Origin of the sequence: Lactobacillus sp. UBA5813 (assembly GCF_002417895.1) — a bacterium.
Lineage (GTDB): Bacteria > Bacillota > Bacilli > Lactobacillales > Lactobacillaceae > Lactobacillus > Lactobacillus amylolyticus.
Map to the genome: position 1 here is coordinate 30,641 of NZ_DICZ01000039.1, position 18,700 is coordinate 49,340.

Consider the following 18,700-nt stretch of genomic DNA (forward strand, 5'->3'; position numbering starts at 1 on the left):
CGTTTCCATTATTGCGGATGTGAAAGCGGTTTACAATATCAAAATCGATGTTAACGGTATCAGAATTAAGATAAAAAATAAAAGACGAGTGATACACTAGCCTTTTATTCATCATTTCTTATGCTTTAATAACTACAAATCCCTTTGGAGCAAGCTTTCCGCCATCATAGTTTTGTTTCAGCAATTCATTGTCAGCGGCAAGTCGAATATCATGATCGGTTGTATTGAAGTAAGCAATTATGTGTTCTTCACCTGTTCGATCGACCTTGATTAAGCCATCTTCAGTTACAGATAACAAAACTTTTCCTTTACCAAAGGTTTGTGCATGCTTTAAGCGCATTTCAACTAAAGCATGAACTCTCTTCCAGATTGGGCTGTCTTCTTTGCTCCAATTCATTGGCTTACGACAATCGGGATCATTGTCGCCCTCCATTCCCATTTCATCACCGTAGTAAATACATGGGCTTCCAGTTTGCGTAAAGATAAAGGCCATTGCCTGCAATGCGAGATCTTCATCCCCGTTAGCCACGGTTCTAATTCTTGCAGTATCATGACTGTCCAAAGTATTAAGCATTGCCTGGTTGGTGCTGTCACGATACAACATCATTTGATCGTTCAAGTGCTCAACCATAGCTTTAGCTGACATTGCATGGTGGAAGAAGTGATCTTCAACCTGCAAAGTGAATGGATAGTTCATAACGCCTGAGAATTCATCACCATTGAGCCATGGACGAGCTGAGTGCCAAATTTCACCAACGATATAAAAATCAGGTTTAATTGCAACCAAAGCTTGGTGGAATCTCTTCCAGAAGTGGTGATCAACTTCATTGGCAACGTCCAAACGCCAAGCATCAATATCAAAGTATTTAACCCAGTAAGTAGCAATTTCAAGCAAATAATCTTGAACTTCAGGGTTGGCAGTATTCAGCTTAGGCATTGTTGGTTCAAAGGCAAAAGTTTCATATGGTGGTTGGCCTTCACCCTTAGCTGGATTGCGATATGGTTCAACTGGGAAGGAGTTAATGTGGAACCAATCGGCAAAGCGTGATTTTGCACCATTTTCAACTACATCTTGCCATTGCATTGAGTTCTTGCCGATATGGTTGAATACGGCATCAAGCATAACTTTCATGCCACGTTTATGAGCTTCATTAACAACCTTTGCAAACAAGTCCTTATCACCAAAAGCAGGATCGATTTCAAAATAGTCGACAGTATCGTACTTGTGGTTGGAGCTTGCTTTAAAGACAGGGCAGAAGTAAAGGCCATTAACGCCTAGCTTTTGCAAATAATCCAAGTGGTCAAGTACACCTTGCAGGTCACCACCATAGAAGTCTTCGCGGCCAGGGTGATCGTCTGGATTCCAAGGTTTAGTACCTTTAGGATCATTTGACTTATCGCCATTAGCAAAACGTTCTGGGAAAATTTGGTACCAAACTGTATGTTTTACCCAATCTGGCGTTTTATCCATATCAATTTCATGGAAATATGGAACTCTAAAGTAGGAACCATCGGCTAGTAAGCTTTTCTTACTGTAGTCATAAATGCCACGGTCCCCAAAAATCTTGCGATCGCCATCTTTGCCAGTTACTTCAAAAGTATACTTGATTCGGTGGTATGGCACTTCAAGCGTAGCTCCCCAATGATCTTCTACCTCACCTGAACCAATTTTTTCCATTTCAACTTGTTTAGCAGATGAAGGTGGCATGTAATTGTCAACATAGTGCACAATAATTTTTTCAACATCATTTTTTGCAGTGTGAAAACGAACGCGTACACGGTTGCGATCAAGAACAAAACAATCTTCGCTTTCTGATCTATGACGTAATGCAGCTACTTGCATCTTTTAATTCTCCTTTTTTCTCATCAAAACAACGCCAGCATATGGCATCAAGGTTAATTTTTGCTTATTTAATTGATACTGACCTGCACTTAATACTTCAGTTTCATATTCGGCTGGAATTTCCACAGTCGTTTTTTCCGGACTAAGTGAAACCGCAACAATGGCACTTTCATCTCCGAGATCACGCTCATAAACATAAGAGTTTTTATCCGTTGACAATAGATAGTAGCTACCATCTTGGAAAAGATCTGTTTGTTTCAGAGCTAGCATCTTTTTATAAAAACTAAGAATTGAAGTATCATCATCAACTTCATCTGCTACACTGGCAGCATCAACTTTTTCTCCGTCAATCCATGGCTTTACTTTTGAAAAGCCGTTAAATTTATCATTATTCCATGGCATTGGGCCACGTGCAGGCAGCTTATGCGTTGCACTAACCATTGCTATGGCTTCTTCTTCACTCTTGCCTGCTTTTTCAGCGGATTCAATAAATGGCTTAACCGTCATATCTTCAAACTGTTCGGCATGATCAAATTTCAAATTTTGCAAGCCTAATTCTTCACCGTAATAAATCACAGGAATTCCGTGTTGCAAATACATTAGCATTGCCAAACTGCGTGCTTCAGTGTCATTGTTGGCAACCCGCGTTCTAAGACGAGCCATATCATGGTTGCCCCAATACAAAGTTGGTTCTGAAATGCCATTCAAGGTCTGCTGCCAAACTGCTTGATTTTGCTTAAAAGCAGTCATATCAAGCGGTTTAGGCTGATATTGAGCTGAGAAGCTTGGATCAACGTGACTATCATCTTCACTGAAATAACGGAAGGTAATTACGCTATCCATCAAGTGATTGCGCTTGCTAGTGTAGTCAACTGCTAAGTTAACGCTGGCACTAGCTGCTTCACCTAATAATAGAGTTTCTGGATAGTCCTGCTTAATCTTTTCGCAGAATGGCCGCATCCACTCTTGCACTTGTGGCAAGTTAGCGAAAAACGGTTCTGCAACAACCGGCTTGTCACTATTATCAACAGTTGGAAAACTCTGACGCAAATCAGCTTTGCCAATATGAATAAAGGCATCCAATCTTAAACCATCGATCCCCTTATCCAGCCAATATTCCGCAATTTCCAGCATCGCATGTCGTACTTCAGGATTTTTCCAATTCAAATCAGGCATTCGTTTGTCGAACAAGTGGAAGTAAAATTCACCGGTTCCAGCTGGGTCGGGCTCCCAAACACTGCCGCCAAAGAAGCTGCCCCAATTGTTGGGACGCTTATTATTTTCGCCGGCAAAAATATAATAATCACGGTAAATGCTATTTGGATTCTTAATTGCATCTTGGAACCATGGATGCTGATCCGAAGTATGATTTAAGACAAAGTCCATAATGACGTGAATCCCTGCTTCATGGAAAGCCTTAATCAAGTTTTCCATATCCTCCATCGTCCCCATATGTGGATCAATGGCAAAATAATTTGAAACATCATAGCCATTGTCAACTTGTGGCGATACAAAAACAGGATTCAGCCAAACAGCGTTAATACCTAGGTTTTTTAAGTACGGAATTCTCTTTTTTATTCCATTAAGATCCCCAATTCCATCATCATTCGAGTCTTGGAAGGACTTGGGGTATATCTGATAAATAATTGCGTGATCATACCAATGTGCCATAATCTTTTCCTCCAAGTCACAGTCTAGTCGATTACCGCAACCGCTTTCAACTCAAAATATGATGTTATCGATATCAAAAAAAGGAACGAGAAAAGGATATCGTTCCCTTTATCTAGTTGATCCTCTTCGAATCAAAGTTGGTTTTATCATTACTTCTCCTTGCGGTGAACCCGACTGCTCAATCTTTTGCAGCAGCATGTTTGCCAGCATTTCACCCATTTCCATAATTGGCTGTTTAATCGTTGTTAATTTTGGATTGGCAACTTGATCCAAAAAGACGCCATCATAGCCAATTACGCCAAAGTCTTCTGGCACTTTGCCGTTTTCAATCCGCAACTGTCGTTCAACGCCAATTGCAATTCGGTCGCTTGCGCAAATGAAGCAAGTATCCTTTTTGAATTCACTAAAATGTTCATGAATCAAATCCTGAGCAGAATGGCTGTGATTTGGCAAACGATAAATTTGCGGAATAATTTGATTCTTTTGCAAAGTATTGATATAACCGGCCTCACGCGAATATTCAAACGGTTCTTTAATATCAATTCCGATAAAAATTATTCGCTTATAAAATCGATTCATTGCATATTCGGTCGCAATTTTTTCACCTAATTGATTATCGCTATCAACGAAGTCATAGCCACGGTGATTTTCACCGAATAAAACAAAAGGCTTATCTAATTGATCGAACAATTCATAATTTTTGTTGCGTGCTCCAGTAATCAAATAACCATCTGCACGTCCGGTTTCGATTTTCGTCGGATCGGCCACTAGCTGCATCGCATATTGCTTTTCATTAAGACCGCGAGCAAAGCCGAACAACAAGTTAATATAATAAGGCTCAGTCGAATCAATGTCTTCCAAAGTAACAAACTTTACAACATTAGAACGATTATTAACTAATGCTTGCGCAATAGAATTCGGATGATAATCAAGCTTAGCAATTGCTCGTTCAACTAAACTCCTCAATTCTGGCGTAACTTGTTCAGGGTGGTTGATCACCCGTGAAACTGTCATCTTTGAAACATTAGCTTCTTTAGCTACATCTGATAAAGTTACCATAGTTTTATTTACCTATTCTAAATACATTTGTCTAAACTGGTTTAAGTCTGATTGGCTAAAGCCAAGTTCTTTTTTGAAAAATGAATCAAAATTGCCCCAACCTGCACGAATAGTATCGGTAATGCCATGAATTGCTGTTCCTTCGCCTTTTGTAACGTTCATTTTAGCAATCATGCTCGAAATTTCATCAGTGCTTGGAAAGTTTTTAGCAAGTGCAAAATCATACAAGGTATTGGTTAGCAAATAATCACGGGCAATCGTGTCATCATCAACGCCGAGTGCCATCAAAATAAGCGCCGATGTCATTCCTGTTCGGTCCTTTCCTGCACTGCAGTGATAAACAAGTGCCTCATCTTCTGGAAGTTCGAGCAGTTCGGCAAAAATTTTTGCAAATTCTTCTTGGCTGTGCGTGTTAAGAATCGCTCGCTGATAGATTTGTCCAATGAAATTGTCCTTCAAATCAGGTAAATGATGGAAAAATCTGAATAATTTATTATTAGCTTTATCCTCATTTAAATCATTTGAATATAGTGGTGCATCAACATATTTCACATGATCCCAAAGAACATCGGGAGCAGAATTTTTCTCATAATTTGAACGTAAATCGCAGTCGACAGTGATCCGCAATTTGGTCAACGTGATCTTATCTTTGTAAGATAAAGAACTGAGTGAATCAGAACGGTAGATTTTATTCCATTTCACGCTTTGCCCTTGATTATTTTTATAACCACCAATATCGCGGAAATTAAGCGGCCCATCAAGTGCGACAATTCTATCATGTGTCATTTGTTATCACCTCAATCATGTAATCATTTTCATTCTACTTTCGATTATAGAATTATAATGAAAGTTGCTATCTTTAAGCAATTATAACTCTAACTAATATATCTTAATCTCACCTAATACTCAATCAATCATTAGTTGTATATTAAAAAAAGAGTTGGTTATAACCAACTCAGATTTACCTATTTATTTACTAAATGATGATTATCAATTGTCCATGATTCAAAGCCGTACTTCTTTGCCAGGTCAAAATTAATATGGTGTGCACTTTCAATAATCGTCTTATGAGTATTGTACAGAATCTCTCTAATATCATCCGAATTCTTTTCATCAAGTGCTGCAGTGATTTCATCCAGCAGAATAATTGGACGATCACGTAACAATGCTCTAGCAATAACTAAGCGCTGTCTTTGACTACCTGATAAGTCTTCTTGTTCAGGGTGAATTACTCGATTCAGCGGATCTTTACCTAATTCATCAGTTAAGCCTACTTCACTTAAAACTTTTAGTAGTTGCTGATCAGTAAACGATTCACCTAAACATAGATTATCTTTAATCGTCCCTTGGAATAACCATGGCGTTTGAGCAATATAAACAGATTGTGCAGAATTAGGATCTTCACCACCAATTTTTATCGTACCATGTGATGGTTTAAGCAGACCTGAAACCATATTAAGTAGCGTACTCTTGCCTGATCCGGATGGACCTTGCAACAATACCTTTTTGCCATAAGCTAAATCAAAGTTCAAATTCTGATAAATTAGATGATCCTTGGTAAGTTAAGCTAACATCATCAAATTTGATATCTGGCTTTTCATTTTCCGTTTTAGCATCTTCAAAAATATCATTTTTAGCAAGTTTAAATTTTCTAATCTCAGTCGTGCTGGCAACTTGTGCCCAATATTGCATTAACCCACGGAAATTTTGTACAACGCTATTTGCTGATAAAGTTAACGAAAGCAGTGCACTAATCGTTACGCCAAATTGATGAGTAGTGATGAAGTAAAAACCGATTGCCCATGGTGCAATAATAGCTAAAACTGTGAATAACAAGTTAGCATATTGAATCCACCATTGTAGATTTTCTTGCTTTAATAAAGTATTTTCACTAGTTTCAACATCTTGGCTAACTCGCTTAAAGAACGGCTTTTGAGCTTGATATTGCAAAATATCACGTAAGCCTTTAAACCAATCACTGGCCGAGCGCATCATTTGGCTATTTTCATTACTCCACTCTTCACCTAATTTTCCTAACTTATTTTTACCAAATAGCATTGGAATCAAGCTTAAACATGAGAAAGCAACGAAGATAATCCCCATGAGCAAATTTACTCTTAGAACATAAATCGTAGAAATAATTGCGGCTGTACCAGTTGATAGAATTCCGGCAATCACGGCAAAATATTGATCATCGATTTTGGTTGCATCATTACTGATATGATTAAGACCGTTTGCTGCATCTTCCTTTAAAGCGAAGCTATTGATCAACATAGTTTTCTTCAACTTAACTCTCAGATGCTTACGAGCCATATTAAGAAAGATATTTTGTAAAACAATTGCAGTGTAAGTAGCAACAAAAATTATCATACTTCTAATCAAAAATAGAATTAAATCTGTACCACTTTTACCAACTAAGTTAGGAAATTGACCTAAGATTATACCGTTGATAACTCCTTCAAAACCACCAGCAATTAAGGTGATCACAATGAGTAAAAGGAGCCAGAACGGCAAATTTTTAACAGTCCATTTGAAGTTTATGTTCATAGTTTTTACTACTTTTTTCGTTAAATATAAAAATATGTATTTTCTATTTCTTTTATAAAATCCAATAAACTAATATTATTTTTCGTTAGTATTTCAAAAAGATCATAAGCAGAAATATCATGTTTATCACGTTCGATTTTGGAATAATGCGCAGTTGAAATTACACCTGCTGCCATCTCAGTTTGCGTTAAGCCCAGATCTTCTCTCTCTTTTTTTAAAGCTTCACCAATTGTCATATTTATTCACCGTGTGCAAAAACTTCTGTAGCTTTAACGGCTCGCTTCCAGCCATCATATAATTGCTGGCGCCCTTTTTCTTCTAATTGTGGAACAAAAGATTGTCCGATCTGAGCAATTTGTTTTAACTCGTCAGTGTCTTTCCAAAAGCCTACTGCCAAACCAGCTAAAAATGTGACGCCCATACCAGTTGTTTCCAAGATTTTTGCTCGCTCAATCTTGGTTCCTAAAATATCGGCTTGGAATTGCATTAAGTAGTTATTGTTCGATGCACCTCCATCAACGCGCAAGGTTGGGATTGCAATGCCAGAGTCCTTTTTCATCGTATCGGCAACATCCCTTGTTTGATAAGCCATCGACTGCAGTGTAGCTTTAATCAAATCGTTGTTGCTCGTTCCTCTCGTCAGGCCAAAAATCGCACCGCGGGCTTCCGCATCCCAATATGGTGCACCTAAACCTGTAAAGGCAGGAACAACGTATATTTCATTATGCGATTTTGACTTCAAAGCAGCCTCTTCAGATTCAGGAGCTGTTTTAATCATTTTCATCGAATCACGCAGCCATTGAATAGCTGAACCGGCGACGAAAACGGAGCCCTCTAATGCATAATTTACCTTGCCATTAATGCCATAAGCAATTGTCGTTAACAAATTATTATTGGACTGCGTTGGCTTTTCACCGGTATTCATAACAATGAATGAACCCGTGCCATAAGTGTTTTTGACCATCCCTGGCTTTAAAGCCAGTTGACCAAATAAAGCAGCTTGTTGGTCACCGGCCATTCCGGCAATTGGAACTTTTCCACCAAAAAAGGCATAAGGAGCTGTATAACCATAAATTTCGGAATTGGAATGAACTTCCGGCAGCATCTTTTTAGGAATATTGAGCAATTTCAAAATATCGTCATCCCATTGAAGAGTATGGATATTGAACAGCATTGTTCTAGAAGCATTGGTGTAGTCGGTCATATGAATTTCGCCATCGGTTAATTTCCACAACAGCCAACTATCAATCGTACCAAATAATAGCTCGCCTTTTTCCGCCCGTTCTTGTGCACCAGGAACTTGATCAAGAATAAAGCGAATTTTGGTGGCACTAAAATAAGGGTCAATAATTAAACCAGTTTTCTTTCGAATTAATTCACTGTAGCCATCGTTTTTCAGCTTTTCAGCTAACGGCGTCGTCTGCCGTGATTGCCAAACTATCGCGTGATAGATCGGACGACCGGTTTCCTTATCCCAGATAACCGTCGTTTCACGCTGATTGGTAATCCCGATTGCAGCAATTTGATCAGGCCGAATACCAGAAGTAATGAAAGCTGTCGCAATCGTTGTTTGAACAGTTTGCCAAATTTCTTCTGCATTATGCTCAACCCAGCCTGGTTGCGGAAAATATTGCGGAAATTCACGCTGACTTGAGACAATTTCTTTGCCTTCATGGTTAATAATCATTGCTCTCGTCGAAGTGGTTCCCTCATCGATCGCCATAATATATTGTTCTGCTTTTTTTGCCATAATTTTCCTCCGTAACCGCTTTCTCATCTAGTTTACTGTTTTCTTCCTTATTTAAAAAGCATTTTTTCTACAACTGCATTATTATTCAGTTATACTTTATATATATAGGAGATAAAATTGGAGGCTAAAATATGAAAAAAGAACCAATTGCTGTCACAATCGCTGGTAATGATAGTGACGGAAGTGCAGGCATGCCAGCTGATTTGCACTCTTTTTACGCACGCGGCGTTTATGGAATGGGCTTAATGACAGCGGCAGTTGCCGGCAACACAACCGGAATCTACGCGCAAGAAGTGATGCCGCTTGATTTTATTCAAAAACAATTCGATGTTTTGGCCGATGACTTCGACATTAATGCCGCAAAGACCGGAATGGTGGCCGATTCAAAAGTCATGAATGTTGTCGCTGATAATTTGGAAAAATATGATTTTGGCAAGATTGTCATCGATCCAGTCATCTCTACCAAACACGGCAATACTTTAATGGATGATAAGTCTTATGACACTTTTATCAAGCGCCTAGTTCCACTAGCCGACGTTATCACGCCTAACTATTATGAACAAAAGAAATTGACTGGTCTTGAATTGAACGATATTGATGAAGTTAAAAAAGGTGCCCATATTTTGCAGAAGATGGGTGCTAAAAATGTTCTAATGAAGGGGCGCCATGACGGCAGCGAAGATGAAGTTACCGATATTCTTTTAACCGAAAATGGCGAATTCCACACTTTTACCAAGCCATACTTTAAGACTAACCGGGTTAACGGAACTGGCGACACTTTATCCGCAGTCATTGCAGCTGAATTAGCCAAGGGAACCGACTTATTAAAGGCTGTCAAAATAGCCAAGGACTTTACCTACGATGCAATTTCACACCCGATTGAAGTTGGCTCAAAGTTTGGTCCAATCAATCATTTAGCAGCACAACAGGATGAACATGAATAATATTCTTTTTTGCTCCAGCAGCAACTTTTAGGCTATACTAAAACAAGTAAAATTGGACAAATAAGGGACGATAATATGAGCGATAAATTAATTAAAATTGCATACTTGTATGAAGATCTGATGAACACTTACGGTGATTCGGGTGATGTCAAAATCCTGCGTTTTTTATTAAAACGGGAAGGCTATGACACACAAGTTGACAATATCTCTTTAGGTGATGATTTTAACGCTGAAGATTACGACTTTGTTTTCTTTGGTGGTGGACAGGACTTTGAACAAACTGTCGTTGCTAAGGACTTACCACGTCATAAAGAAACATTAGAAAAATACATTGGCGAAGAAAATCCGATGCTTTGCATTTGCGGCGGTTACCAATTGATGGGCAGCTACTACAAAACAAATTCAGGCGTAACCATTAAAGGGTTGGATATTCTGCCTTTGCACACAGTCTTCAAGGCAGATAAGAGAATGATCGGCGATACGCGTTATATGACTGAATGGGGCGAAGTTAAGGCATTTGAAAATCATTCGGGTCAAACCTACTTTGACAATACTGACAAGCTTCATCCATTGGGAGATATGATTGAAGGATATGGCAATAACCCGCAAGATAAAGAAGAAGGCTTGCGCTATCGCAATTTTATTGGTTCATATTCACATGGTCCATTACTTAAAAATGTTAATGTCGCTAATGCAATTATGAAAATGATTATTGCTCGTCATGCTCAACGTGTTGGTAAAAAAGAAGTTAATGAATAAAAAATAAAGCTTAACCGTTTTGGTTAAGCTTTATTTTTTTACTCGGTACAATATTTAACGCCATCACCGCTAATACTACTAAAATCGAACCGACCCAATCCATTCCAGCCATTGATAAGCCAAATACCAGAACAGAACCAATTGTCGCCGATAATGGTTCAAAAGCATCTAGCAGGCTGAAAGTTGCTGGCTTAACATAGCGCAAGGCATTCGCCATCAATTGAAATGGAATAATCGTTCCAATAATAATTACTGCTGCCGTCCACAGCCAAATTTCCGGTTTATTAGGTATTTGTGGCATCTGCGGATGGAGAATGACTAAGCCAATTCCAGCCGTCAGCATCCCCCAACCGGTACCCACTAAGCTGGACGTTCTTTTCACAATGCTCACCGGAATCAAAGTATAACTTGCTTCGCCAACAGCTGATAGCAAGCCGAAGAACAATGCAACTGGTGTAATGGTTAATTCATTTATTTTTCCATGCGTAGATAATAAAAAAACGCCGCCAAACGCGAGAATAGCTGCAATTATATCCAATCTGCGCATAACTTGCTTATGCGTTACAGTCAAATATCCAATGACAAAAAATGGACCAATAAATTGTAAAATCGTAGCCACTGAAGCATTGGCCTGTTGAACAACGATAAAATAAAACAATTGTACTGGCAGCAAGCCAAAGATCGCATAAGCAAAAATAATCCAGGCATCATGCTTATTTTTTAAAGTTTTAATCGGTTTCTGCTTAAATACTGCCGCAAAAACGAGCAGAACAATTCCTTAAACGATTAATCTAATTTGGGTCAGCCAGATTGGCGTAACCTCTGAACTGACATTAAACAAAGCCTTTGCGAATAAACCAGAAATGCCCCACATAACTGCTGACAAGGCATCTAAAAAGGTCCAAAAGCGCCGCTGTTTTTGCGTTACCATTTTTATCCTCAATTATTGATGAATTTTATTTTTATCTTTTTTCTTAGGAGAAATATTAAGTGCCATCGCTGACAAAACAACTAAAATAGATCCTACCCAATCCATTGGCATCATGACCAAACCAAAGACTAAAACGGAACCTACAGTTGCGGAAAATGGCTCAAAAGCATCAAGCAAACTAGCAGTTGAGGCCTTAATAAAGCGCAATGAATTAGTCATTAATTGGAAAGGAATAATTGTTCCGATAATAATTACAGCCGCAGTATAAAACCAAACTCTAGGATCGCTTGAAATTTTCGGCATTTGCGGATGCACAATCATTAAGCAAATTCCAGCTGAAAGAAGGCCCCAGCCAGTAACTACCAAACTAGATACCCTCTTTAAAACACTGATTGGAATTAAGGTGTTGGTTGCAACTCCGACAGCTGAGAGAAGACCCCAAAACAGGACGTCCGGCGTAATTGCAAAATGATTGAAATTGCCGTGAGTTGCGAGCAAAACGACGCCGATAAAGGCACAAATTGCCGCAACCACATCTAATTTTCGCATGACCTGTTTATGAGTAATGGCTAAATATCCCATAACAAAAAATGGACCAACAAACTGTAAAATCGTAGCAATCGATGCATTAGCCTTTTGTACAACAATAAAATAAAACAGCTGTACCGGCAAGAGGCCAAAAATACCATAAGCAATTATCACCCAGGCATCATGCTTGTTTTTCATAGTCCCAAATGGTTTTTGACCAACTATTCCTGCCAAAATGATCAAAACTATTCCTGATGTAACCATCCGAATTTGCGATAGCCACATCGGCGTAATTTCCGGACTAATATTGAACAAGGCTTTAGCAAATAATCCTGAAATGCCCCACATCACACAAGCTAGAGCTGCTAAAAATTCCCAAAGACGACGCTGCTTTTGCGTTACCATACAATTCCTCCCCTGTTTTTCGACAATAATTATCATAACACAAGAAAAAGCATAGCCATGTTACTTTATCAACATGATTATGCTTTTCAAATATTTTTAATTTTACTTATTGTTTACTATTATGATCCAAAACAAATGGACTTAACAAACCGACCAGTAAGCCATAGATAAAGTACAAACGGTAAATATCAGCCTGTTCGGGATGGCGAATCCATAAGATTAATGCCATCATTGCTAGCACACCACCGAGATAAATTGTTGACGAAAAGTGTTGATTGGCAAAAAAGCTAAATGCTGTTCCCAAAGTTAACAAAAGCAAAATACCAAATACAAACACGATTACCGGACCTTGTGTTTGCACATCGAAATCCAACATGCGTGTTCCAGTAAACAATTGCCAAATCATAAAGCCGGCAAGTCCTAAACCTAAAAGTAAAATAATTATCCGGGTAATCAGGGAAACAGTTTTCTTCAAAAGTACTCTTCCTTTCAATATCATTGCTAGGATAATTATAGTAAAGTTTTTGTTCGAGCTAAACATATTTGAATATTTCTAATTTAAATAAAATCTGATTTTAAATTTATGCCAGCTACTTTTTTAATAGTGTCCCTGCATCATTCAAATCAAAATAAAAAATCCCGGAATCCTCCGAGATTTTCCATTAGTCTAAACCACAATTCTTAAAGATTTCATCAACATGACGCAAATGATAATGATAATCAAAGGCATCATTCAAATCATCTTCAGACAAGTAATTCATAATTTCACTATTTTCAATTAATTTTCTAAATGACGTTTGGGTATCCCAAGACTCGTTGGCCAATTTTTGAACCATATCATAAGCCTTTTCACGTGAAAGTCCTGCTTCATCAATCAATTTAAGCAAAACTCTTTGTGAATAAATCAAACCGTAAGTCCGGTCCATGTTCTTAAGCATAGTTTCTGGGAACACATCCAAGTTGCTCAAAATGCGGTTGAAGCGGTGAAGCATATAATCAATGCCAATTGTCGTATCTGGCAAAATCACTCTTTCGGCACTGGAGTGAGAAATATCACGTTCATGCCACAAGGCAACATCTTCATATGCAGTTACAACATTTCCACGTAAAACTCTTGCCATTCCGCACAAATTCTCTGAACCAATTGGATTATGCTTGTGAGGCATTGCAGAAGAACCTTTTTGTCCTTTACGGAAGTGTTCCTCAACTTCATGAATTTCACTACGCTGCAAACCGCGAATCTCAGTTGCCCAATTTTCAATACTCGTCGCAATAAGAGCAAGCATTGCAATGTATTCAGCGTGCAAATCACGTGGCAAAACTTGACTGGTGATTGGCTGCTGCGTTAAACCTAATTGCTTCATCACACTAGTTTCAACAGCAGGTGGAACATTAGCAAACGTACCAACCGCACCTGAAATTTTACCTGATTCAACGCCTTGAGCAGCATGTTCAAAACGATCGATATCACGGTTGATTTCTGCATACCAACGTGCAAGCTTTAAACCAAAAGTCGTAGGCTCGGCTTGAACACCATGGGTTCTGCCCATTTCAACGGTATACTTATATTTCTTTGCCTTTTCAGCAATCGTCTTCTTCAACTCATCCAAGTCTTGGCGAATAATTTCATCAGCCTGCTTTAAAATGTAGCCTTGTGCCGTATCAACAACATCAGTTGAAGTTAAGCCAAAGTGAACCCATTTCTTTTCATCGCCCAGACTTTCAGAAACAGTTCGCGTGAAAGCAACAACATCGTGATGAGTAATTGCTTCAAGCTCGCCTACGCGTTCAACAGTAAAAGAAGCATTCTTCGCAATTTTTTCAGCATCTTCTTTTGGCACTTCACCTAGTTCAGCCCAGGCATTAGTAGCAGCAATTTCTACCTTAAGCCAAGAAGCATACTTATTTTGTAAAGACCAAATTTTGCCCATTTCCGGGCGTGTGTAACGTTCAAGCATAAATTACATTTCCCATGGATTCTTCAAAACGATAGTTTGTTCACGATCAGGACCAACAGAAACTGTTACAAGTGGAACACCAACCAATTCTGAAACGCGGTTCAAGAACTTCTTAGCATTTTCTGGCAATTCATCCCAAGTCTTAACTTGAGTAATATCTTCATCCCATGCTGGAAGTTCTTCATAAACAGGTTTGCATCTGTACAATTCCTTCAAGCTTGCTGGGTAGTAATCGATCTTCTTGCCATCAAGTTCATAGGCAGTAGCAATCTTAATCTTGTCAAAACCAGAGAAGACATCAAGCAAGTTAAGACTCAAACCATTAATACCAGAAACACGCTTAGCATGACGAAGTGCAACTGAGTCAAACCAACCAACACGACGTGGACGACCAGTAACAGTACCATATTCATGAGCAGTATCACGAATCCGATCGCCGATTGCATCTGTTAATTCAGTTGGGAATGGGCCTTCACCTACACGAGTGGTATAAGCCTTGCAGACACCGATAACAGTGTTCAAACGGTTGGCACCCATACCGATGCCTGAGCAGACTCCGCCTGAAATAGTGTTGGATGAAGTTACGTATGGGTAAGTACCTTCATCAATATCAAGCATGGTACCTTGCGCACCTTCAAAAAGCACCTTTTCACCATTATCTAAGGCATCGTTAACTAAAACAGAAGTATCAGTAACGTACTTCTTCATCTTTTGACCGTATGCATAGTATTTTTCAAAAATATCTTCAAATTTAAGAGCAGGCTTGCCATAAACCTTAGTGAAAAGTTCATTCTTAATCTTTAAGTTCAAGCGTAATTTTTCTTCAAAAGTATCTTTTTCAAGCAAATCACATACACGAATACCAATTCTTGAAGCCTTATCCATGTAAGTTGGCCCAATTCCGTTCTTGGTAGTACCGATCTTCTTGTCACCTTTTGCTTCTTCTTGATATTCATCTTGCTTAACGTCGTAAGGCATGATGATGTTGGCACGGTTAGAAATTCTAAGTTTGCTAATATCGATGCCGTTCTTTTCAAGATTATCAAGTTCGCCAAACATAACTTCTGGGTTGATAACTACACCGTTACCAATTACAGCACCCTTAGAAGCAGCGAAAATTCCTGATGGAATCAAACGCATCTTAAATTCCTTACCATTAATATCAATTGTGTGCCCAGCGTTGTTACCACCGTTAGAACGCACAGCCATGGTAGCTTCTTTACTTAAAAAGTCGGTAATTTTCCCTTTACCTTCATCGCCCCATTGACTACCTACAACTGCAACTGCTGTCATTATTTTCACCTCATAAAAATTTCTCTATCAATGTTACCGTCAGATATTCTAGCAATTAAGAAATTAATAGTCAATGCAAAACACGAATTATTTTAATTTTATCCAAAATAATAGTTCGTTTTTATCTTGACAACTTACTTTTATTAACTTATAGTAGTTTTCGTTTGATAAAACAAAGACCCAAAGGGGAGTAAATATAATGAGCAATTATTTTAGTATGGAAGCCTTTGATTATGATGATATTCAACTTGTTCCCAATAAAGGGATCATCAAAAGCCGCCGTGAAGCAGATACAAGTGTTCGCTTTGGAAACCGAACATTTAAGATTCCTGTTGTTCCCGCTAACATGGAAAGCGTGATTGACGACAAATTGGCCGTTTGGCTTGCTGAGAATGGTTATTACTATGTCATGCATCGTTTCCAACCCGAAAAGAGAATTGATTTTATTAAAATGATGCATGAAAAAGGTCTATTTGCTTCTATTTCTGTAGGAATTAAAGACAGTGAATACAATTTCATTGACCAATTGGTTGCAGAAGACGTTAAGCCGGAATACATCACAATTGATGTTGCGCACGGTCACTCCGTTTACGTTATTAAAATGATTCATTATATTAAAGAAAAATTGCCAGATGCTTTTTTAACCGTTGGCAACGTTGCTACACCAGAAGCTGTTCGTGAATTGGAAAATGAAGGTGCAGATGCTACTAAAGTCGGCGTCGGTCCTGGTCGAGCATGTATTACGAAGTTAAAAACTGGTTTTGGCACTGGTGGCTGGCAACTGGCTGCCTTAAGAATGTGCTCCAAAGTTGCCAGCAAACCTTTGATTGCTGATGGTGGTATTCGGCACAACGGCGATATTGCCAAATCTATTCGCTTCGGCGCAACAATGGTAATGATCGGTTCAATGCTTGCTGGTCACAAGGAATCTCCAGGTAATGTTATTAAAATCGACGGCAAGACTTACAAGCAATATTGGGGTTCTGCTTCTGAAGTGCAAAAAGGCGCTTACCGCAATGTTGAAGGCAAGCAAATGTTGGTACCATACCGTGGATCAATCAAGGATACGCTTGATGAAATGAAACAGGACCTACAGTCTTCTATTTCTTATGCCGGCGGTCGTGATTTGAATGCGATTAAGTTGGTCGATTACGTTATCGTAAAGAATACTATTATGGATGGCGATAAGTAGCAAAATACTAATTATGTTAAAATTTTATTTCATCTTAGTTATTTTCTAGTTAAAAACTCGCATTAAGGATAGTATCTCTAGGGATTTTTCGCTAAAATTAGAATGGACTTAGTGTTGTTGGGTAGTCAGCACTAAGTCTTTTTTTCAAAAAATCACTATTAACCCTTAGCTATTTTATGTTATACTATGAGGGTTGAGACGCGCCCTTAGCGCAACTGGATAGAGTGTCTGACTACGAATCAGAAGGTTGAAGGTTCAAATCCTTCAGGGCGCATGTTTGCGGGAAATGGCTCAGTTTGGTAGAGCACCTGGTTTGGGACCAGGGGGTCGCAGGTTCGAATCCTGTTTTCCCGATAATTTTTAAGCAAGTACAAAAAGTACTTGCTTTTTTTATAATCTGTATTTAGAATATATAATAAATTAAAAAGCTATGAGAAAGACGAGTAAATTTGTCATGCCTAACAGTGAACTAGCGACAGTGCGAAGCTAATGACCTCTGACTTATTGAAAAACACTTTTGAGCATGCTCGCTGAAATAAAATATTAGAGTAAGTTGAGACGTTTCCGGTACGTTACCTCGCCGGTAGAATATGCTAGTATTCTATAGAGTCGGTCTATTTATTAGACAATTTGGGTGGTACCGCGGAAAAAGCCTTTCGTCCCTTGCAACTGGGGAGCGAAGGGCTTTTTCTTTACTCTCAAATCTTTTATTTGAAGGAGAAACACTATGACTTTGATTTTACCTAAGGACTATCGCCCTACTTTAACTATTCGTGATACTGAAGCTGCAATTGTTTTTATCAGAGAAACTTTTCAAGATGAACTTACTTCAATTATGGGTTTGCAAAGAATGTCAGCTCCAATGTTCGTCGAAAAAGCCAGTGGTTTAAACGACAACCTTAACGGTGTTGAACGCCCAGTTGCTTTTGACATGAAGGCAATGCCAGACAATACAATCGAAGTGGTCCATTCATTAGCGAAGTGGAAACGACTCGCACTTAAGAAGTACGGCTTTGGTATGCACGAAGGGCTCTATACCAACATGAACGCCATTCGCCGCGATGAGGACCTGGACAACTTCCACTCAATCTATGTTGATCAATGGGATTGGGAAAAAGTCATCGCTAAAGAGGAGAGAAATACCGACACTTTGGAAGTTACGGTAATGAAGATTTTTAAAGCAATTAAGGCAACCGAAAAATTGGTAGCAGCCCGCTATCCTGGCTCTACTTACCGTTTGGCCGATCACGTATCATTTATTACCACTCAAGAGCTTGAAGACCGTTGGCCTGAACTCACTCCTGAAGAACGAGAGAACAAAATTGCCAAAGAAGAAAGGGCCGTCTTTATTATGAAAATCGGTGATAAATTGAAGCGCAGCGGCAAGCCTCACGATGGTCGTGCTCCCGATTATGATGACTGGCAATTAAACGGCGATCTGGTCTTCTGGTATGAACCACTTAAACAAAAGATTGAACTTTCATCAATGGGAATTCGCGTTAGTGAAGAAAGTTTGCGCGAACAATTAAAGAAGGCTCATTGTGAAGACAGAGCCAAGCTACCATTCCACCAAATGCTGCTCAAAGGCGAATTGCCTTACACTATCGGCGGCGGAATCGGTCAGTCACGTCTTTGCATGCTGCTTTTAGCCAAAGCGCATATTGGTGAAGTACAAGCCTCTATTTGGCCTAAAGAAATGGTTGAAAAATGTACCGCTGATCACATTGCATTATTGTAATCAACTTCTAAAACACAAAAAAAGGATTCAGATATTTTCCAATGTCATTAAGTTAAGACCCGTTTCTTATACACATTTCCGC

At 38.9% G+C, this 18,700-nt stretch carries 16 protein-coding genes, 2 tRNA genes, 1 pseudogene and 1 other annotated feature; of the genes and pseudogenes, 6 read left to right on the top strand and 13 right to left on the bottom strand.

Going from position 1 to position 18,700, the window contains the following annotated elements:
- Positions 1 to 118 precede the first annotated feature (118 nt).
- The 8 genes from B2008_RS07095 to glpK form a co-directional block, all read right to left on the bottom strand.
- Positions 119 to 1,843: a glycoside hydrolase family 13 protein gene (locus B2008_RS07095; protein ID WP_281829455.1), complete on the bottom strand. Its 1,725-nt coding sequence runs from the start codon at positions 1,841 to 1,843 to the stop codon at positions 119 to 121.
- A 3-nt stretch (positions 1,844 to 1,846) separates the two neighbouring features.
- Positions 1,847 to 3,514 carry a glycoside hydrolase family 13 protein gene (locus B2008_RS07100; RefSeq protein ID WP_281829456.1) on the bottom strand — a complete coding sequence of 556 codons (1,668 nt, stop codon included), beginning with the start codon at positions 3,512 to 3,514 and terminating at the stop codon, positions 1,847 to 1,849.
- A gap of 108 nt (positions 3,515 to 3,622) precedes the next feature.
- Complete coding sequence (locus B2008_RS07105; RefSeq protein WP_281829457.1) at positions 3,623 to 4,573, bottom strand: LacI family DNA-binding transcriptional regulator; 951 nt, start codon at positions 4,571 to 4,573, stop codon at positions 3,623 to 3,625.
- 12 nt (positions 4,574 to 4,585) lie between these two features.
- Positions 4,586 to 5,359 carry a tyrosine-protein phosphatase gene (locus B2008_RS07110; RefSeq protein WP_006352218.1) on the bottom strand — a complete coding sequence of 258 codons (774 nt, stop codon included), beginning with the start codon at positions 5,357 to 5,359 and terminating at the stop codon, positions 4,586 to 4,588.
- Between the two features lie 179 nt (positions 5,360 to 5,538).
- Positions 5,539 to 6,072, bottom strand: coding sequence for an ATP-binding cassette domain-containing protein (locus tag B2008_RS07115; protein WP_286822622.1), 534 nt, complete (start codon positions 6,070 to 6,072; stop codon positions 5,539 to 5,541).
- 22 nt (positions 6,073 to 6,094) lie between these two features.
- A complete protein-coding gene (locus B2008_RS07120) occupies positions 6,095 to 7,120 on the bottom strand; it encodes an ABC transporter transmembrane domain-containing protein (protein ID WP_281829459.1) in 1,026 nt (341 codons plus the stop codon).
- Between the two features lie 20 nt (positions 7,121 to 7,140).
- On the bottom strand, positions 7,141 to 7,356 hold the full coding sequence (locus B2008_RS07125) for a helix-turn-helix domain-containing protein (RefSeq protein WP_281829460.1): 216 nt from the start codon (positions 7,354 to 7,356) through the stop codon (positions 7,141 to 7,143).
- Positions 7,357 to 7,358: 2 nt separating this feature from the next.
- Positions 7,359 to 8,870 carry a glycerol kinase GlpK gene (gene glpK / locus B2008_RS07130; protein WP_281829461.1) on the bottom strand — a complete coding sequence of 504 codons (1,512 nt, stop codon included), beginning with the start codon at positions 8,868 to 8,870 and terminating at the stop codon, positions 7,359 to 7,361.
- Positions 8,871 to 9,001: 131 nt separating this feature from the next.
- On the opposite strand from glpK, the gene thiD reads away from it, so the two are divergent.
- Entirely contained in the window at positions 9,002 to 9,814 is an 813-nt protein-coding gene (gene thiD, locus B2008_RS07135; protein WP_281829462.1) for a bifunctional hydroxymethylpyrimidine kinase/phosphomethylpyrimidine kinase, read from the top strand.
- 75 nt (positions 9,815 to 9,889) lie between these two features.
- Complete coding sequence (locus B2008_RS07140; protein ID WP_281829463.1) at positions 9,890 to 10,573, top strand: type 1 glutamine amidotransferase; 684 nt, start codon at positions 9,890 to 9,892, stop codon at positions 10,571 to 10,573.
- 10 nt (positions 10,574 to 10,583) lie between these two features.
- Here B2008_RS07140 and B2008_RS07145 read toward each other — a convergent pair.
- The 5 genes and pseudogenes from B2008_RS07145 to B2008_RS07165 form a co-directional block, all read right to left on the bottom strand.
- A pseudogene (locus B2008_RS07145) lies at positions 10,584 to 11,504 on the bottom strand (EamA family transporter).
- Positions 11,505 to 11,516: 12 nt separating this feature from the next.
- Positions 11,517 to 12,437 (bottom strand): DMT family transporter, encoded by a 921-nt coding sequence (locus B2008_RS07150; protein WP_281829464.1) that lies wholly within the window; start codon positions 12,435 to 12,437, stop codon positions 11,517 to 11,519.
- Between the two features lie 106 nt (positions 12,438 to 12,543).
- Entirely contained in the window at positions 12,544 to 12,912 is a 369-nt protein-coding gene (locus tag B2008_RS07155; RefSeq protein ID WP_281829465.1) for a hypothetical protein, read from the bottom strand.
- 187 nt (positions 12,913 to 13,099) lie between these two features.
- Positions 13,100 to 14,395 (bottom strand): adenylosuccinate lyase, encoded by a 1,296-nt coding sequence (purB, locus tag B2008_RS07160; RefSeq protein WP_281829466.1) that lies wholly within the window; start codon positions 14,393 to 14,395, stop codon positions 13,100 to 13,102.
- A gap of 3 nt (positions 14,396 to 14,398) precedes the next feature.
- On the bottom strand, positions 14,399 to 15,688 hold the full coding sequence (locus B2008_RS07165; RefSeq protein WP_281829467.1) for an adenylosuccinate synthase: 1,290 nt from the start codon (positions 15,686 to 15,688) through the stop codon (positions 14,399 to 14,401).
- A 199-nt stretch (positions 15,689 to 15,887) separates the two neighbouring features.
- Between B2008_RS07165 and B2008_RS07170 the strand changes: the two genes are divergently transcribed.
- The 4 genes from B2008_RS07170 to asnA all read left to right on the top strand — a co-directional run bounded on the left by B2008_RS07170 (position 15,888) and on the right by asnA (position 18,618).
- On the top strand, positions 15,888 to 16,880 hold the full coding sequence (locus tag B2008_RS07170) for a GMP reductase (RefSeq protein ID WP_281829468.1): 993 nt from the start codon (positions 15,888 to 15,890) through the stop codon (positions 16,878 to 16,880).
- Positions 16,881 to 17,080: 200 nt separating this feature from the next.
- Positions 17,081 to 17,154, top strand: a tRNA-Arg gene (locus B2008_RS07175).
- Positions 17,155 to 17,160: 6 nt separating this feature from the next.
- A tRNA-Pro gene (locus B2008_RS07180) sits at positions 17,161 to 17,234 on the top strand.
- 67 nt (positions 17,235 to 17,301) lie between these two features.
- Positions 17,302 to 17,547 (top strand) — a binding site (T-box leader).
- Between the two features lie 60 nt (positions 17,548 to 17,607).
- Positions 17,608 to 18,618 carry an aspartate--ammonia ligase gene (gene asnA, locus B2008_RS07185; protein WP_281829469.1) on the top strand — a complete coding sequence of 337 codons (1,011 nt, stop codon included), beginning with the start codon at positions 17,608 to 17,610 and terminating at the stop codon, positions 18,616 to 18,618.
- The last annotated feature ends 82 nt before the right edge of the window (positions 18,619 to 18,700 follow it).

Coding starts and splice junctions, on each gene's coding strand:
- B2008_RS07170 (WP_281829468.1), top strand. CDS start 15,888: ATGAGCAATTATTTTAGTATGGAAGCCTTTGATTATGATGATATTCAA.
- glpK (WP_281829461.1), bottom strand. CDS start 8,870: ATGGCAAAAAAAGCAGAACAATATATTATGGCGATCGATGAGGGAACC.
- purB (WP_281829466.1), bottom strand. CDS start 14,395: ATGCTTGAACGTTACACACGCCCGGAAATGGGCAAAATTTGGTCTTTA.
- B2008_RS07120 (WP_281829459.1), bottom strand. CDS start 7,120: ATGAACATAAACTTCAAATGGACTGTTAAAAATTTGCCGTTCTGGCTC.
- asnA (WP_281829469.1), top strand. CDS start 17,608: ATGACTTTGATTTTACCTAAGGACTATCGCCCTACTTTAACTATTCGT.
- B2008_RS07100 (WP_281829456.1), bottom strand. CDS start 3,514: ATGGCACATTGGTATGATCACGCAATTATTTATCAGATATACCCCAAG.
- B2008_RS07110 (WP_006352218.1), bottom strand. CDS start 5,359: ATGACACATGATAGAATTGTCGCACTTGATGGGCCGCTTAATTTCCGC.
- B2008_RS07165 (WP_281829467.1), bottom strand. CDS start 15,688: ATGACAGCAGTTGCAGTTGTAGGTAGTCAATGGGGCGATGAAGGTAAA.
- B2008_RS07105 (WP_281829457.1), bottom strand. CDS start 4,573: ATGGTAACTTTATCAGATGTAGCTAAAGAAGCTAATGTTTCAAAGATG.
- B2008_RS07150 (WP_281829464.1), bottom strand. CDS start 12,437: ATGGTAACGCAAAAGCAGCGTCGTCTTTGGGAATTTTTAGCAGCTCTA.
- B2008_RS07125 (WP_281829460.1), bottom strand. CDS start 7,356: ATGACAATTGGTGAAGCTTTAAAAAAAGAGAGAGAAGATCTGGGCTTA.
- B2008_RS07140 (WP_281829463.1), top strand. CDS start 9,890: ATGAGCGATAAATTAATTAAAATTGCATACTTGTATGAAGATCTGATG.
- B2008_RS07095 (WP_281829455.1), bottom strand. CDS start 1,843: ATGCAAGTAGCTGCATTACGTCATAGATCAGAAAGCGAAGATTGTTTT.
- thiD (WP_281829462.1), top strand. CDS start 9,002: ATGAAAAAAGAACCAATTGCTGTCACAATCGCTGGTAATGATAGTGAC.